Origin of the sequence: Mesoflavibacter sp. (assembly GCF_964226795.1) — a bacterium.
Classification (GTDB): Bacteria; Bacteroidota; Bacteroidia; order Flavobacteriales; family Flavobacteriaceae; genus Mesoflavibacter; species Mesoflavibacter zeaxanthinifaciens.
In genome coordinates, this window is sequence record NZ_CAXQQP010000008.1 from 295,609 (window position 1) to 310,494 (window position 14,886).

The following is a 14,886-nucleotide window of genomic DNA, read 5'->3' on the forward strand; positions in this document are numbered from 1 at the left end:
AAATTTATTAAAAAACAAAAGGCTATCTTGTATTAAATTTTAAAAATTATAAAAAAGACAAATCATGAAGAAGAAATTAGAGTCAGAATTAATAAGCATTGCGCACAGGATTCTAAAGTTAGGTGGTAAAGAAGATGTTAATAAAATGCATGCAGAAGTTGCTGCGCTTTATGAGAAGTTAACAGTTTTAAAATTTGCTAATGAAAATTTTGAGGACGATAAACCTACTATAGGTGATGATTCTTCTTTTTTTGGGATGCTAGATACCGCATTTAACAATAGAATAAGTGATAATATTGAAGTTGATAATAAAACATATATCAATTTAGATGATACAGAAAATGAAGAAATCACAGAGCCTTTAATGGAAAAAATTAAAGACATGGTAGCGCAAATGCCTGAAGAAACTCAAAAAGTTGATGAGTTATTAGAAGAGGTTATCCCAAAAAAGAACTACCATAAAAATGATTTTGAAGATATTACTGCTGGTTTTGAAGAAATGCCCGTTTTTGAACCTGTAACTAACCAAATTAACCCAGAAAAGAAAAGCCTTAACGATAGATTTAAATCTAGTTTAAACATTGGTTTAAACGACAAGCTTGCTTTTATAAAACATCTTTTTGATGGTAGTGCAGAAGATTATAACCGTGTGCTTTCTCAATTAAATACTACTTCAGACCTTACAGAAGCTACACATCTAATACGCAATGTTGTAAAACCAGACTACAATAATTGGGAAGGGAAAGAAGACTATGAAACTAGATTTATGCAAATTATTGAAGCTAGATTTAATTAATAATTTAAATATACGTAACCAGTAAAAATTTTAGATATTCCTTCTATCTTAAAAGTGTAAAAATACGTGCCAACAGGTAACACTTTATTTTGGTTAAGTGGTCCTGTGTTAGGTTTTCCGTCCCATTGATTTATGTAATTGTCTTTATGATAAATTAAGGTACCATAACGGTTATAAATATCTAAACTGTTAATTGGATAATCTTCTACGCAAGGAATTACGAAAGTATCATTTAAGGTGTCTTCATTTGGCGAAAAGCCTTCAGGTATTTGTAAACAGTTATTTACTAATACTTCAGCAAAATCTTCGTTATTAGTCAAATCTCTATCAACTTCGTTTACGTTACTTAAGGCAGCAACATTTAATAAGTTTTGTGCTGAAATTACCTGAACAGTTAATAACAGATTCTCTGATTGGTTAGGAGTAAGGTTAGGTATATTCCAGGTTGAAGAACTTTCATCATAAGTTCCAAAACTAGTTAAGGCATTTATAAATAAATATCCTTCTGGTAAATTTTCTATAATTTTGATATTAGTTGCTTCAGTTGTTCCAATATTAGTTGCGGTTATTGTAAAAACAACTTCGGTACCAATTGCTGTTTCTTCAGGGTTTACTGTTTTTAAAACTTCAATGTCGACATTAGTTGTGTCTTCTGTAACTAATAATGTTGCACTTGCCTGAGAACTATCTATATTATTTAAATTGCTAAAATTAGAGCTGTTGTTAACATATTCGCCTGGTGTATTTGAAGTTACTATTACAGAAAAGCTACAAGTACCTACACCTTCAGGAAAGGTTAAATCAGTAACCGAAATTGCTGTATCTCCTATTTCACCAGAAAATGTGGCTGTACAGTTATTAGCATCTTCCCAAACAATTGGACCAGCTATTGTTAAACCCGTTGGTAAATTGTCTGTAAATGATATGTTGTTTTGAGCAGGATTTCCTGATAAATTTTGAAGTGTAAATAGTAACGTACTAGTTTGACCTTGCATAATTTGATCTGGAGAAAAAACTTTTTCTACCAAAGGAGCAATAACTTGAGCGTTGCTAATTGAAATATTTGTTTCAGGAGTTAACTCTTCATTGTCCTCTCCGTTAGGTATGGCTTCTGCTGTATTTGTAAATGCACCGCCATAGCTAGGTGCTGTAACGGGTATTATAATTTGAATATTTGCAGCAGGATCCATATTTGATATATTTCCTGTAATAGTATTACCGTTTACATTGAAACTTGAAATACAAGTGGCATTTCCTGAAACAACATTACAAGTTGGTGTCCCGTTTATTGTAAACTGAGCACCTAACGTGTCTGTAAAATCAATATTTATAGCATTTGAGCTAGTATTACTATTGGTAATATCTACAATCCAATTGAAGTTATTATTTACACCTACAGAGGTAAATTCTGGATAAGTTTGTACAACTAAATCTACACAAGGAGCAAAATAAATAATAGAAGATGCTGTATTGTTACTTTCGTTATTATCTAAAACACCATCTAAATTTTCGATAGAGACATTATTTGTAGCTCTAACAAAATTAGCATCACAACCAGGAAACCAATCTACAATAACCTCATAAGTTATAGAGCTTTGAGCTGGAAGTATTAAGTTGTCTTCTGGTAAAATTTCCCATAAAACATCTGGTTGTCCATCTTGTGGTAAACCATCGTAGACAATGCCTACATTTTGATTTGTAACATCAAAGCACGTTGCTGTTCCTGTTGTACCAACACAGTTTACAGATATTAAGCTTGCATCTGTATTAGTGTTTTCTCCTAAAGGCATATAGTCTTGTACAGCTACAGTAGCATCTTGATCACTATTATTAGATATAACAATTTCATAGGTTACTGCTCCCCAAGTTGTAGTGTTAGTAGGAGAGTTTCCTGTTGGTAATACTGGATCAATTTGTGTTTTTGTAACACTTACGTCTACATAGTCTTCTGGCTCACAAACAGGTAAAGGTGGTAATAAAACAAAATCACTTTCTGCATTATTATTAATGTTAGGATCTAAAATAAAAGAGTCTAAGTTGTTTACACCACTTCTTACATGTCCAAGCGTGTTATCTTCTTGTTCGGCAGCACAATCGTCAGATTCTAAAAAGACAACAACAGTAGTTACTTGGATAGTTGTATTAGGTTGTAGTACAAAATTATTACTTTGCCAATATTGATCTAAATCTGTAAGTGTAAAGTCGCTACAATCTACTGGACCTGTTGTAAAATCGCAAGTTATAGAAATAATATCCCAGTCTACACCTACTGTTAAATTCTGTAAAAAGAAACGCATTAAAGTAGCATCAGGACCACTATTACAAACGGTGGTTTGAAATGTAACTTGTTCTCCCCATGCAACATCTTGGGAAGCATCAGGATTTATTTGAGTGGTTTGTACGCATAAATCTGCTTCTGGACATGCTTCTGCAAGTAATAATGGCGTAATAACATTATTAGAGTTATCAGAAGATTCATTTGTATGTTCAATAAGGATTTGTGCGAAGCTAGACACAGACATTTGCTGTATGTCTATACCACATAATGGATCCAAAAATCTTATATTAATTTCAAAAGTTAAAGAAGCGCCAGCAGGAAAATTAATAGTTTGATCAACGGTTAAAATTGTAGATATAGAGGATATAGTTTGAATACTATTATCTTGTACATTTAAAGAGCTAGGACAATTTATACCGTTTGTACCACCAATACAATTTATAGATTCTAACTCAATTCTTGGTCTACCATTTAATATACCAGACTCAAGATCAAATTTTTGAGAAAAGCTTTCAAGCGGAAACTCGATAGTACTATTATTAGTTATTGTAACTTGATAAGTCACGATCTCATTCCAAGCACTTATACCTGTCCCTAAACTAGGGTTTGTTTGGGTATAATCTACGGTAAAGTCTATTGGTGTATCAAAAACATCAATTGATATTACAGATTGATTATTGGATGTATTAGTATCTGTGACCGTATCCGGTGCAGATACAGTTGCACTACTAGCAATACCACCAAGGTTTAAAGGCGCTTTTACTAATACCTCTAACGCTACACTTGCATTTGATGGCATATTAGCAATAGTACCAGTTATAATACTACCGGTTATATTTATTGGGTCTATACTGCTAGCGCCACCAGTTTGGTTTTGACTTTGAGCGCTTAAAATGATTAAATTAGTATTTAAAGTTTGAGAAAACGAAGCATTATTTACAGCATTTCCTCCATTTAAAATGGTAACTATGTATTTAAATTCTTGATTAATTCCTATTTGAGAAATAGGATTTCCTGATAAATCTTGAGCTTCAACAACAATAGATAAGTCTGTTGTTTGAGCATTTAAAATGTAAGACACAACAGAAAATAAGAAGATAAATAGCGATTTTTTCATTAAAGGTTGGTTTATTAATAGATGACTAAAATAGCAAAAGGTTGCTTCATTATATATTAAAAGATTGTAAATTTGAATAATATTTCAAAATAAAATGGGTAAACTCTACATTGTACCAACACCAATAGGAAATTTAAAAGACATCACTTTTAGAGCAATTGAAGTTTTAAAAGAAGTTGATATAATTTTAGCTGAAGATACACGTACATCAGGTAAATTATTAAAGCATTTTGAAATTAGTACACCAATGCAAAGTCACCATATGCATAACGAGCATAAAACGGTTGAAAGTTTGGTGCAAAAATTAAAAGCAGGAACAACCATTGCATTGATTAGTGATGCAGGTACACCAGCAATTTCAGATCCAGGGTTTTTACTAACTAGAGCGTGTATTGAAAATAATATTGAAGTAGAATGTTTACCAGGCGCAACAGCATTTGTCCCGGCATTAGTTAATAGTGGTTTGCCAAACGACAAGTTTGTTTTTGAAGGGTTTTTACCAGTAAAAAAAGGAAGACAAACCCGACTTTTATTTTTAGCTGAAGAAACTAGAACCATCATATTTTATGAAAGTCCGCATAAATTAATAAAAACATTAACCAATTTTTGCGAGTATTTTGGAGAAGACAGACCAGTTTCAGTTTCTAGAGAACTTACTAAATTGTATGAAGAAACCATACGCGGTACAGCCAAAGAAGTTTTAGAATACTACACCAATAAACCACCAAAAGGAGAAATTGTAATTTGTGTTGGAGGTAAAAATAAATGAAACAATTACTTAAAAATATAAGTAATTGTAGTGTTTGTGCAAATTATTTACCATTAGGACCAAGACCAATTGTAACAGCACATCCAGAATCTAGAATTGTTATAATTGGACAAGCTCCAGGAACAAAAGTTCACCAATCAGGAATCCCATGGAATGATAAAAGTGGTAAAAAATTAAGACAGTGGTTAAATGTTAGTGATAGTGACTTTTACGACACAAAAAAATTTGCCATAATACCAATGGGTTTTTGTTATCCAGGTAAAGGAAAAACAGGAGATTTACCACCAAGATCCGAATGCGCTCCAGAATGGCATAATGCACTACTATCTAAAATGCCGAACATACAATTAGTCATTTTAGTAGGTGCATACGCTCAAAAATATTATTTAAAAGAAAAAGGTAAAAGAACATTAACCGAAACAGTCGGAGAATACAAAACCTATTTACCTAAGTATTTTCCAATACCACATCCGTCACCAACCAATCGTTTTTGGAGAAGTAAAAACCCTTGGTTTGAAAAATCTATTGTACCAGAGTTACAGGAAATAGTAAAAACTATCCTTAAAAATTAGTACTTTGATCCATCATGCTTCCCAACCTCAAAACCATGTTTACCTAAATGTTGTTTTCCGCTATCAATAGCATCATGCTCTAAGGTTGTTGCCATACTATCATTCCAACGGTTTAAATAACCAAATAGGCTAATTACGCCAAGCATTTCTACAATTTCACCTTCATTCCAATATTTATATAGTTCAGTTTTAATAGTTTCATCAACTGCATTTGGTACTTGACTTGCGGCTAAACTAAAATCTAATGCAGCACGTTCGGCATCACTAAAAGCAGGATGCGTTTTATAATCCCAAATATTATCTAATTGTTCTTGTTCTGCACCATAACGTTCTGCAGCTCTAATGGCATGAGCTTGACAATATCTACAACCTGTTGCGTTACTGCTAACCCAAGCAATCATTCGTTTTAAAGCAGAAGTCACTTTACCTTCATTAGCCATTACTGCTTTATTTAAATTTATAAAAGCCTTACTTATTGCAGGTCTGTGTTGCATGGTTAAAACCGAGTTTGGGCAAAAGCCAAGTGTCTCATTAAAAAAGTCTGCAAGTGCTTTGGTTTCTAAATCGTGATCTGCGTGTAAAGGGTTTACTAAAGGCATGGGTTTTCTAAATTTTATGATGTATTTTTGATACATTCAATAAACGAAAAAATTCTTAAAAATGACACATAAAATCACAACTAGTTGGAAAGGCGGAATGCTATTCGATTCTGATAACCCAAGTAATCATCATGTTTTAATGGATACCGATGTAGAAGGACAGAAGCGTCAAGGTCTATCACCAAAAGCAATGATGCTTTCTTCTTTAGCAGGTTGTTCAGGCTTAGATGTTGTTTCAATTTTAGAAAAAATGAAAGTTGAGGTTGACGATTTTAAAATGGAAGTTGAGGGCGAGCTTACCGAAGAACATCCAAAATACTATAAAACCGTTTGGCTTACTTACCACTTTACAGGTACAGATTTAAACGAAGAAAGAATTAACAGAGCAGTACAACTATCTGTCGAAAAATATTGCGGCGTTATGGAAATGTTTAGACAATTTGCCGATGTAAAAACAGATATTAAATTTCACAGCAAATAAACTTTTCGCTTTAAAACTTTCAACTTTTTAACTGAAATATGCGCTGGACATTAAAGCCAAATCCAAACCTAGAAATTGTCAAACAACTGCAACAATCTTTAAATGTAGATGAAGCAATTGCAACGCTTTTAGTACAACGTGGTATAGAAACTTTTGAAGACGCGAAACACTTTTTTAGACCTAGTTTAGAGCATCTTCACAATCCATATTTAATGAAAGATATGGACAAAGCAGTGACTAGAATTTTGCAAGCAATTAAAGACGGCGAAAATATATTGGTATATGGCGATTATGATGTAGACGGAACAACATCAGTAGCGTTAATGTCTTCCTATTTAAAGACCAAAACAGCAAATGTCGCAACTTATATTCCGGATAGATATGATGAAGGTTATGGCGTCTCTTACAAAGGAATTGATTTTGCAGACGATAATGATTTCAGTTTAATCGTTGCATTAGACTGCGGTATAAAAGCAATCGATAAAATAGACTATGCTAAAGAAAAAGGTATCGATTTTATTATTTGCGATCACCATAGACCAGGTAATCAAGTACCAAATGCTGTAGCGGTTTTAGACCCAAAACAAGAAGATTGTAATTATCCATACAAAGAACTTTGTGGTTGTGGCGTAGGTTTTAAATTAATACAAGCTGTAGCTGAAAAGTTTAGTGAAACGTTAAATGATTTAATCCCATATTTAGACCTTGTTGCCACAGCAATTGGCGCAGATATTGTCCCGATTACAGGCGAAAACAGAGTGTTAGCTTATTTTGGTTTACAGGTTATAAATGCGCAACCTCGTGCAGGTTTTAAAGCCATAATTAATCAGATAAAAAAGGATTCATTAACCATTACCGACGTTGTTTTTATCATCGCACCACGTATTAATGCTGCTGGTAGAATGAAACATGGGCAATACGCTGTAGATCTTTTAACCGAAAACAATTTACAAACAGCCATACAATATGCTGAAGAAATAGAAGCATTTAATACCGATAGGAGAGAAGCCGACCAAAGTATAACCCAAGAAGCATTAGAGTTAATAAAGTCTGAAAATGAAGAAAACCGTTTAACAACCGTAGTGTATCAAGATCATTGGCACAAAGGTGTGATTGGTATTGTGGCATCTCGGTTAATCGAAACCTATTACAGACCAACTTTAGTATTTACAAAAAGTGGCGATAAGTTAGCTGCTTCTGCTAGATCGGTTTCTGGATTTGATGTGTATAATGCGTTACAAGGTTGCGCCGAACATATCGAGCAATTTGGCGGACATAAATACGCAGCAGGATTAACCCTTAAAGAAGAAAATTACGAAGCGTTTAAACAAGCTTTTGAAGATGAGGTTTCTAAAACCATAGATAAAAATCTACTAACGCCAGAAATAAAAGTAGATATGCAAATTGATTTAGCTGAAATTGATGACAAATTTTGGCGAATAATCAAGCAGTTTGCACCATTTGGACCAGGAAATATGACACCAATTTTTATGACCGATAACCTAAAAGATACAGGTTATGGTAAATGTGTTGGCGAAGATAAAACGCACTTAAGGTTTACAGCAACGCAATCAGGTAAACAATTTGTATGCATCGGTTTTAATTTAGGTGAAAAACTTAATCTTATCAAAGACAAGCAACCATTTAGTGCTGTATATTCTGTAGACGAAAACCATTGGCAAGGTAACGTATCGCTTCAACTTAAAATTAGAGATATAAAAGGATAACATGCAAAAAAACGATCCTTACGCGGCACTTCGTATTAAAGAATTCAACACCTTTTTATTGTTAAGATTTGCCTTAGTTTTTGGTTGGTCTATGCAGTTTATTGTGATAGAATGGGAAGTGTATTCTTTAACAAAAGACCCGTTATACTTAGGTTTAATAGGGCTTATGGAGATTATTCCAGCCTTTACTATGGCGCTTTTTGCAGGACATATTGTAGACCAAAAAGAAAAACGAAATCTTTTAGCACTTTGTATTGCAGCATTTTCATTGATTAGCTTAGGCTTGTTTTTATTGACTTGGGATAAAGTGGTTGGCGATTGGAAAACCCAAAACATTTTATACTGTATTTATGCTTTGGTATTTTTTGGCGGATTTCTACGCTCGTTTTTTGGACCAACCATCTTTTCATTAATTGCGCTTATTGTTCCCAAAAAAATCTACCCAAATGCAGCAACTTGGAGTAGTAGTACATGGAAAGCAGCTACAGTAACCGGCGCATTATTTGCAGGATTTTCAATAGATTGGATTGGTGTTGATAAAACACTTTGTATTGTTTTTGCTCTAGTTACCTTTGCATTACTAATTACTTTCAAGATTAAAAAGAAACCTATTTTAAACCCAAATATTGGCGAGTCTGTTGGAAAAAGTTTAAAGGTTGGTTTACAGTTTGTGTTTAGTAATAAAGCCATTTTAGGCGCACTAACATTAGACATGATTGCCGTTTTATTTGGTGGTACAGTAGCACTTTTATCGGTGTTTGCGCAAGATATTTTAGAAGTTGGTTCTAAAGGATTTGGCGTGCTTAACGCATCTATTTCTGTAGGAAGTATTTTAACTATGTTTATTACTACCTATTTACCAGTTAATAAAAATGCAGGTAAAAAATTACTAATTTCAATTTTTGGTTTTGGTATTTGTATTATCGTATTTGGAGCTTCAAAACTATTTTGGTTAAGCGTGTTAGCGCTATTCTTTTCTGGAGTTACAGATGGCGTTTCTATGGTAATTAGACAAACCATTTTGCAGTTAAAAACACCAGATCATATGCGTGGTCGTGTTGCGTCTGTAAATAGTATGTTTGTTGGATCGTCTAACGAGCTTGGTGCTTTTGAAAGCGGTTTGGCTGCAAAAATTTTAGGTCCTTCTGTCGCTGTTATTTTTGGCGGAATAATGACTTTAGTTACTGTTGTTGCTATTGGAGCCAAAAATAAAACGCTAAGAGAATTAGATCTTACAGAAGATATTGAAGATCACAACGAGTAATTCAATTTAAATTTCTTTTATATTTGAACTTCGCAAGCTAATCTTTTTGATTTATGAAAAAACTAATCATCGCTTTAATTGTCATTATCGTATTAATTTTTGCTTACAACCAGTATAAAGAATATCAACGTTTTCATCCAGATAACTTTAATTATAAATCAAGTGAAAATATTGATTTAGAGTATTATAATCAAGATGTAGTTTATAGTTATTTTGAAGCAGTACAAGCTTTAAATGGTTTTGCTAACATGCAATGGAGTGTAAATGAAATTAATGTGAAGTCTCCAGAAGATGACGATGAATCTACAACATTTGTAGTTAACGAATATCGAAAAAAGTTAGCAAAAGTTAAGTATTACGAAGCTAAGTTAGAAGCCTCTAAACAGTTAAAAGATGAAGGATTAACCAACGATGTAATTAAGTTAAAACTTGAAGGAAATAGTACAAAACCTGATAGTAACGCTATTTTTAAATCTAAAATAAAAAGCATGTATGCAGCAAATCCTAAAGTTAGATTAGGCGAAAAAAGTGCTTTTATTTACGAAATACAAAAGCTGTTAGTTAAAAAAGGATTTGATTTAGAGTTAGATGGTGTTTATCATACAATTACCAGAAATGCTATAATGGAATTTGAAACTAAGCATAATCTTTTTCCTGATGGTAATTTAGATGTGCTGACCTTAGATGCGTTATTGGATTAATTTTTAAATTCTTTTAACTCCATTTTTTCACCATCAAAAACGCCATAAGTATAATATTGTATCCAATCGCCAAGATTGATGTATTTAGAGTTTTGGGTCAGGTCAATATTTAAAGGTAAATGTCTGTGACCAAACACAAAATAATCGCGGTGTTTGTCTTCCAGTTTTCTTTTGCAGTATTGTACCAGCCATTCATTGTCTTCGCCTAAAAACTTAGCGTCATCATCACCAGAAATAAGCTTGTTTTTTACCGATAAATAATTACCTAAACGCATTGCAAAATCCGGATGTAACAATCGTTGAAACATCCATTTAGAAATAGGATTGGTAAACAGCTTCTTCATGCGTTTATACCCTTTATCACCAGGTCCTAATCCGTCGCCATGACCTATAAAAAAAGATGTGTTATTAAAGGTAAATTCTTGTGGTTTATGATAAACAGGTATATTTAATTCTTCTTCAAAATAACCATTCATCCATAAATCGTGATTACCAACAAAGAAGTAAATTGGTATTCCAGAATCTGTAATTTCGGCTAATTTACCTAATGTTCTTGTAAATCCTTTTGGGACAACATTGCGGTATTCCATCCAAAAATCAAACAAATCGCCTAATAAAAAAATAGCAGCTGCATCTTGTTTTACTTCATCTAACCAAGCCACAAATTTTTTCTCTCTAGGTAAAGATGCTGCTTTGGTTGGCGCACCAAGATGATTGTCTGATGCAAAGTATATTTTCTTTCCGTTAGGTACTTGTATGTTAATAGGCTTATTCATTATCACTTGCATACCATTGTGCGTAACTGGTTGCAGTTTCAGAAAGTTTTAAAGAATGTAATTTGATAGTATTTGGTAGTCTGTCTTTAATTTTTTTTGCAAAATCTATAACCATCATTTCGCTTGTTGGTTGATAATCTACCAGTAAAACATCATGACCTCGATCTTGAAGTTCTTTTGCTAATTCTACATGAGGCGTATTTTTATTAAATACAGTCGCATGGTCAAAAACGTCTACAATTTCTTCTTTCACAATTTTTTTAAGGTCACCAAAATCTATGACCATACCAAACTTTACATTTTTAGTATCTGTAATAGGTTGTCCTATCACGGTTACGTCTAGTTTGTAGCTGTGACCATGAACATTTTTACATTTACCGTCGTAGCCATAAAGCGCATGACCAGTTTCAAAAGAGAATTGTTTTGTTATTCTGATGTTTGACATACATAAATTTTATGCTACAAAGATATTGATTTTGTAAAACCAAATAGTTTTTAGTTTACATTTGCGCACTTTTTTTAAAATAATAGGCTAATGAGTCAGCTTTTTGAAGCTATTGATTTTGTCGAAGTTCCTTTATATGAAAGGATTATAGACGATATTGCACATCAAAAATATTGTGTAATTGACAATTTTTTTGATGACACTGAAGTAAATATTTTAAGAACATCTTTACTAGAAAAATATGAAGAAGATGCGTTTAAAAAAGCTGCTATTGGTAATAAGTTTGATGAGGTAATTGCTAAATCCATAAGAGGTGATGTAATTTTATGGATGGATGAAGCAAGAGCTAATCCTTCTGAAAGCTTATTTTTTAATAAGATTAATCACTTAGTTAATTATTTAAATAAGACTTGTTTTATGGGTATTTTGCATAAAGAATTTCATTATGCTATTTATCCAAAAGGTACCTTTTATAAGCGTCATTTAGATACATTTAAAAATGATGATAGGCGTAAATTATCTTTTGTTTGTTACCTTAATCACGAAGATTGGCAACCAGAAAATGGTGGCGAATTGGTGTTATATCTAGATGAAAACAATCCTGAAAATGATAAAATAATTTATCCTTTACCAGGACGAGTTGTTATTTTTGAAAGCCAGATTATAGAGCACGAGGTTAAACCTGTAAATACAAAACGTTTAAGTATTACAGGTTGGCTTAAGACCCGTTAGTAGCGTCTGCGTTTATTGTAAAAATAAACGATTATAAGTACGATAGCTAGTAGTAAAAATATTCTATTCATAACTAATTGTTGTTTCTGTTTTTGTTGTATCTGTAAAGAAAGTATGCTAATAATACTAAAACAATTAGAGGTAAGAAAGAACCAATAAAGACACCAATTTCATAACTGTTATCTGGAGCATTTTTAATTTTTTCTTCAATATCAACTTGTTGTAATAAACCTATAAGCATAATCTAAAACTAATTGTGTTGTAAAGTTAGTTGTTTTGTGTTAGCGGTAAAAATTGTTTTCTAAAAATTATTATTAATGGTAAACCACGAGCAATAATCCAAAAGGTAAACGCAATAAAGATACCGTGCAATTTTAAGTCAAAATAATCTACAATAAAAAGTATAGGAATAAAGACTAAAAACGTTGACAGAAGTAATACATTACGTAAAGCCTTCATCTTACCTAAACCTTTAAATATTCCATCAAAAATAAAGGCTAAAGCACATAAAGGTTGCATTGCTAGAATAATCCAAAATACGCTGTAAAACTGGTTTAAAACATTACTTTCGTCTGTAAAAATTCTTCCAATAGGATAGTATAAAATACTACCAATTATGGCAACAGTTATTCCAAGATAAATACCATACTTAATTAATTTGTTACTTAGTTTGATTAGTTGATTGTAATTTTTTTGACCAAATAATTTTCCTGATAAAATATTACCAGCACTAGCATAACCGTCAATAATAAAAGCACCTAAAAACCATAAATTAATTGCTATAGTATAAGCGGCAATATAATTTTTGCCATATCCTGTAGCATATTTTGTAGCAAGGTAAAGCGTAATGTTTAGTGCTAATGTGCGTATAAACAGATTTAAAATCATAAGTGCAAAATTTTTAATCTGCGGATTTAAAGGAAAGCTAAATCGCAAAGGAATACTTGTTTTTGTAAGCAGTAAATATGCCGAAAATAAAGCCATAAAAACTTGAGCAATTAAACTTGCATAAGCAGCACCTTTAATGTGTTGACCAGTAATTACACCATCTATTCCATATACTAAAATGAAATCTAAAATTACGTTTAATGCAGCTCCAGAAATAGCTATAACCATTGGGTAATACGTATTTTGTAATCCTCTAAATGTTCCAAAAACAGCAATAACAAAAAGTGTAAACGGAAATCCTAATACGCGTATTCTATAATACTCTACACTGTAATCTAAAATTAAGTTTTCGGCATTATATAATTTAAAAATTGGTGTAGCTAGAGGATAGGTTATGGCAATAATTAATATACTTAAAGATGTAATCAAAAAAATTGCTTGTGCAGGTAATTGTCTTACTTGATCTAAAGCATTTGCACCAAGATGTTGAGAAATTATTGAAGATATAGCACTACGTGTTTGACCTAAAACCCAAATAAGCATAGAGATAAACGTTGTAACAATACCAATAGCAGCTAAAGATTCGGTAGCATTTAGGTCTACATTACCAACTACAGCTGCGTCTGTAAGTGATAATATAGGCTCTGATATGCCAGCAATTAATGCAGGAATTGCTAATTTGTTGATATGCTTTAAGCTAATTTTAGTTTTCACTTTGATAAAAGTTAATGCCAAAGGTCGTAAAACTTTATTTAAATTTAAGTGAATAAAAAATCTGTACTTTTGTAACCTAAACCATTTATTTATGAAATCTATTTTAGTACCTGTTGGTTCTTCAAAAAATGCACAAAGTCATTTACAATATGCGGTAGATTTTGCACAAGCTTTTGGTGCAAAATTATATGTAGTACAAATTTATAATGTCTACACAAAATCAGGTACAATGATTAAAGTAGATCATATTTTAGAAAGAGAAAGCATGGACTTTTTAAAAGGTCATATTGCTAAAGTAGATACTAAAAATGTTGAAGTTGTTATTAAGACGTTTAAAGGAAAACTAATTGACACATTAGAGTTAGTTTGTAAGTCTTTAGATGTTGATTTAATCCTATTAGAGCCTAGAACAAACTCTATTAAAGACGAGGTTTATCTAGGTAAAACATCTGGGAAAATTATTAAACAAACCAATATACCAGCTCTAATTGTTCCAGAAGGTTATAAGTATAAACCAATTATTTACATACTAATGGCTCTAAAATCTGCAACAATAAAAAAAGAAGGCGTTTTAAAACCATTACAAGACATAAAAGAACATTATAAGTCAATTGTTAATTTACTTTTAGTAAAAACACCATTTTATAATCAAGGCGATTTTGATGTTAATGAAGAGTTGAGCAGTATGATTACTAAAACTACAAAATCTGAAAACGCCACAACTTTTCAAGGTGTGTTAGAGCATTATAAAGATAATGATCCTGATTTGTTATGTGTGGTTAGACGTAAGCGTGGTTTTTTTACTAAACTATGGGAGAAAAATTCGATTTTAAAGAAAGATTTTCACTCTTCAACATTACCTGTTTTAGTTTTAAGCGGAATAAAATAATTTAAAATTTTATATAAAATTTTTATTTAAAAGGTCGAGCTAAGTTGCTCGACTTTTGCTTTTTAACGAATATATTTAGTCTTAAACTATTTTTTTAAGCAGTTAAACGTTTTATAGGTTTATTTATAAAACTTACAA

The 14,886-nt window shown here is 32.0% G+C and carries 15 protein-coding genes; 9 read left to right on the top strand and 6 right to left on the bottom strand.

What is annotated here, in order from left to right:
- Nucleotides 1-64: 64 nt before the first annotated feature.
- Nucleotides 65-796 carry a hypothetical protein gene (locus tag ACEQT4_RS08300; RefSeq protein ID WP_336127454.1) on the top strand — a complete coding sequence of 244 codons (732 nt, stop codon included), beginning with the start codon at nucleotides 65-67 and terminating at the stop codon, nucleotides 794-796.
- On the opposite strand, the gene ACEQT4_RS08305 is transcribed toward ACEQT4_RS08300, so the two are convergent.
- Nucleotides 793-4,191 carry a gliding motility-associated C-terminal domain-containing protein gene (locus ACEQT4_RS08305; protein WP_370226948.1) on the bottom strand — a complete coding sequence of 1,133 codons (3,399 nt, stop codon included), beginning with the start codon at nucleotides 4,189-4,191 and terminating at the stop codon, nucleotides 793-795. The two genes, ACEQT4_RS08300 and ACEQT4_RS08305, sit on opposite strands and share 4 nt — an antisense overlap.
- 94 nt (nucleotides 4,192-4,285) lie before the next feature.
- On the opposite strand from ACEQT4_RS08305, the gene rsmI reads away from it, so the two are divergent.
- Both rsmI and ACEQT4_RS08315 read left to right on the top strand, forming a co-directional pair.
- Nucleotides 4,286-4,960 carry a 16S rRNA (cytidine(1402)-2'-O)-methyltransferase gene (gene rsmI, locus ACEQT4_RS08310; RefSeq protein ID WP_370226949.1) on the top strand — a complete coding sequence of 225 codons (675 nt, stop codon included), beginning with the start codon at nucleotides 4,286-4,288 and terminating at the stop codon, nucleotides 4,958-4,960.
- Entirely contained in the window at nucleotides 4,957-5,532 is a 576-nt protein-coding gene (locus tag ACEQT4_RS08315; RefSeq protein ID WP_370226951.1) for a uracil-DNA glycosylase family protein, read from the top strand. The genes rsmI and ACEQT4_RS08315 overlap by 4 nt, the downstream gene beginning before the upstream one ends.
- Here the strand turns inward: ACEQT4_RS08315 and ACEQT4_RS08320 are convergent.
- Complete coding sequence (locus ACEQT4_RS08320) at nucleotides 5,529-6,131, bottom strand: carboxymuconolactone decarboxylase family protein (protein ID WP_370226952.1); 603 nt, start codon at nucleotides 6,129-6,131, stop codon at nucleotides 5,529-5,531. The genes ACEQT4_RS08315 and ACEQT4_RS08320 overlap by 4 nt on opposite strands.
- A 61-nt stretch (nucleotides 6,132-6,192) precedes the next feature.
- Between ACEQT4_RS08320 and ACEQT4_RS08325 the strand changes: the two genes are divergently transcribed.
- The 4 genes from ACEQT4_RS08325 to ACEQT4_RS08340 are packed head-to-tail and all read left to right on the top strand — an operon-like array spanning nucleotide 6,193 to nucleotide 10,304.
- Nucleotides 6,193-6,612: an OsmC family protein gene (locus ACEQT4_RS08325; protein ID WP_370226954.1), complete on the top strand. Its 420-nt coding sequence runs from the start codon at nucleotides 6,193-6,195 to the stop codon at nucleotides 6,610-6,612.
- A gap of 38 nt (nucleotides 6,613-6,650) precedes the next feature.
- Nucleotides 6,651-8,339: a single-stranded-DNA-specific exonuclease RecJ gene (gene recJ / locus ACEQT4_RS08330; protein ID WP_370226955.1), complete on the top strand. Its 1,689-nt coding sequence runs from the start codon at nucleotides 6,651-6,653 to the stop codon at nucleotides 8,337-8,339.
- A 1-nt stretch (nucleotide 8,340) separates the two neighbouring features.
- Nucleotides 8,341-9,603 carry an MFS transporter gene (locus tag ACEQT4_RS08335; RefSeq protein WP_370226956.1) on the top strand — a complete coding sequence of 421 codons (1,263 nt, stop codon included), beginning with the start codon at nucleotides 8,341-8,343 and terminating at the stop codon, nucleotides 9,601-9,603.
- A 53-nt stretch (nucleotides 9,604-9,656) separates the two neighbouring features.
- Nucleotides 9,657-10,304: a peptidoglycan-binding protein gene (locus tag ACEQT4_RS08340; RefSeq protein WP_370226958.1), complete on the top strand. Its 648-nt coding sequence runs from the start codon at nucleotides 9,657-9,659 to the stop codon at nucleotides 10,302-10,304.
- On the opposite strand, the gene ACEQT4_RS08345 is transcribed toward ACEQT4_RS08340, so the two are convergent.
- Both ACEQT4_RS08345 and ACEQT4_RS08350 read right to left on the bottom strand, forming a co-directional pair.
- Nucleotides 10,301-11,062, bottom strand: coding sequence for a UDP-2,3-diacylglucosamine diphosphatase (locus ACEQT4_RS08345; RefSeq protein WP_370226987.1), 762 nt, complete (start codon nucleotides 11,060-11,062; stop codon nucleotides 10,301-10,303). The two genes, ACEQT4_RS08340 and ACEQT4_RS08345, sit on opposite strands and share 4 nt — an antisense overlap.
- A gap of 10 nt (nucleotides 11,063-11,072) precedes the next feature.
- Nucleotides 11,073-11,525, bottom strand: coding sequence for a 6-carboxytetrahydropterin synthase (locus tag ACEQT4_RS08350; protein WP_106680905.1), 453 nt, complete (start codon nucleotides 11,523-11,525; stop codon nucleotides 11,073-11,075).
- 90 nt (nucleotides 11,526-11,615) lie between these two features.
- On the opposite strand from ACEQT4_RS08350, the gene ACEQT4_RS08355 reads away from it, so the two are divergent.
- On the top strand, nucleotides 11,616-12,257 hold the full coding sequence (locus ACEQT4_RS08355) for a 2OG-Fe(II) oxygenase (RefSeq protein ID WP_370226959.1): 642 nt from the start codon (nucleotides 11,616-11,618) through the stop codon (nucleotides 12,255-12,257).
- Nucleotides 12,258-12,330: 73 nt separating this feature from the next.
- On the opposite strand, the gene ACEQT4_RS08360 is transcribed toward ACEQT4_RS08355, so the two are convergent.
- Nucleotides 12,331-12,498 carry a hypothetical protein gene (locus tag ACEQT4_RS08360; protein ID WP_169558269.1) on the bottom strand — a complete coding sequence of 56 codons (168 nt, stop codon included), beginning with the start codon at nucleotides 12,496-12,498 and terminating at the stop codon, nucleotides 12,331-12,333.
- A 26-nt stretch (nucleotides 12,499-12,524) separates the two neighbouring features.
- Nucleotides 12,525-13,859: an MATE family efflux transporter gene (locus ACEQT4_RS08365; RefSeq protein ID WP_370226961.1), complete on the bottom strand. Its 1,335-nt coding sequence runs from the start codon at nucleotides 13,857-13,859 to the stop codon at nucleotides 12,525-12,527.
- A 91-nt stretch (nucleotides 13,860-13,950) separates the two neighbouring features.
- On the opposite strand from ACEQT4_RS08365, the gene ACEQT4_RS08370 reads away from it, so the two are divergent.
- A complete protein-coding gene (locus ACEQT4_RS08370) occupies nucleotides 13,951-14,748 on the top strand; it encodes a universal stress protein (RefSeq protein WP_370226962.1) in 798 nt (265 codons plus the stop codon).
- The last annotated feature ends 138 nt before the right edge of the window (nucleotides 14,749-14,886 follow it).

What these genes read in the sequence shown, in the direction of transcription:
- rsmI (WP_370226949.1), top strand. Translation starts at nt 4,286, where the DNA reads ATGGGTAAACTCTACATTGTACCAACACCAATAGGAAATTTAAAAGAC.
- ACEQT4_RS08335 (WP_370226956.1), top strand. Translation starts at nt 8,341, where the DNA reads ATGCAAAAAAACGATCCTTACGCGGCACTTCGTATTAAAGAATTCAAC.
- ACEQT4_RS08355 (WP_370226959.1), top strand. Translation starts at nt 11,616, where the DNA reads ATGAGTCAGCTTTTTGAAGCTATTGATTTTGTCGAAGTTCCTTTATAT.
- ACEQT4_RS08320 (WP_370226952.1), bottom strand. Translation starts at nt 6,131, where the DNA reads ATGCCTTTAGTAAACCCTTTACACGCAGATCACGATTTAGAAACCAAA.
- ACEQT4_RS08360 (WP_169558269.1), bottom strand. Translation starts at nt 12,498, where the DNA reads ATGCTTATAGGTTTATTACAACAAGTTGATATTGAAGAAAAAATTAAA.
- ACEQT4_RS08300 (WP_336127454.1), top strand. Translation starts at nt 65, where the DNA reads ATGAAGAAGAAATTAGAGTCAGAATTAATAAGCATTGCGCACAGGATT.
- recJ (WP_370226955.1), top strand. Translation starts at nt 6,651, where the DNA reads ATGCGCTGGACATTAAAGCCAAATCCAAACCTAGAAATTGTCAAACAA.
- ACEQT4_RS08340 (WP_370226958.1), top strand. Translation starts at nt 9,657, where the DNA reads ATGAAAAAACTAATCATCGCTTTAATTGTCATTATCGTATTAATTTTT.
- ACEQT4_RS08350 (WP_106680905.1), bottom strand. Translation starts at nt 11,525, where the DNA reads ATGTCAAACATCAGAATAACAAAACAATTCTCTTTTGAAACTGGTCAT.
- ACEQT4_RS08315 (WP_370226951.1), top strand. Translation starts at nt 4,957, where the DNA reads ATGAAACAATTACTTAAAAATATAAGTAATTGTAGTGTTTGTGCAAAT.
- ACEQT4_RS08370 (WP_370226962.1), top strand. Translation starts at nt 13,951, where the DNA reads ATGAAATCTATTTTAGTACCTGTTGGTTCTTCAAAAAATGCACAAAGT.
- ACEQT4_RS08325 (WP_370226954.1), top strand. Translation starts at nt 6,193, where the DNA reads ATGACACATAAAATCACAACTAGTTGGAAAGGCGGAATGCTATTCGAT.
- ACEQT4_RS08305 (WP_370226948.1), bottom strand. Translation starts at nt 4,191, where the DNA reads ATGAAAAAATCGCTATTTATCTTCTTATTTTCTGTTGTGTCTTACATT.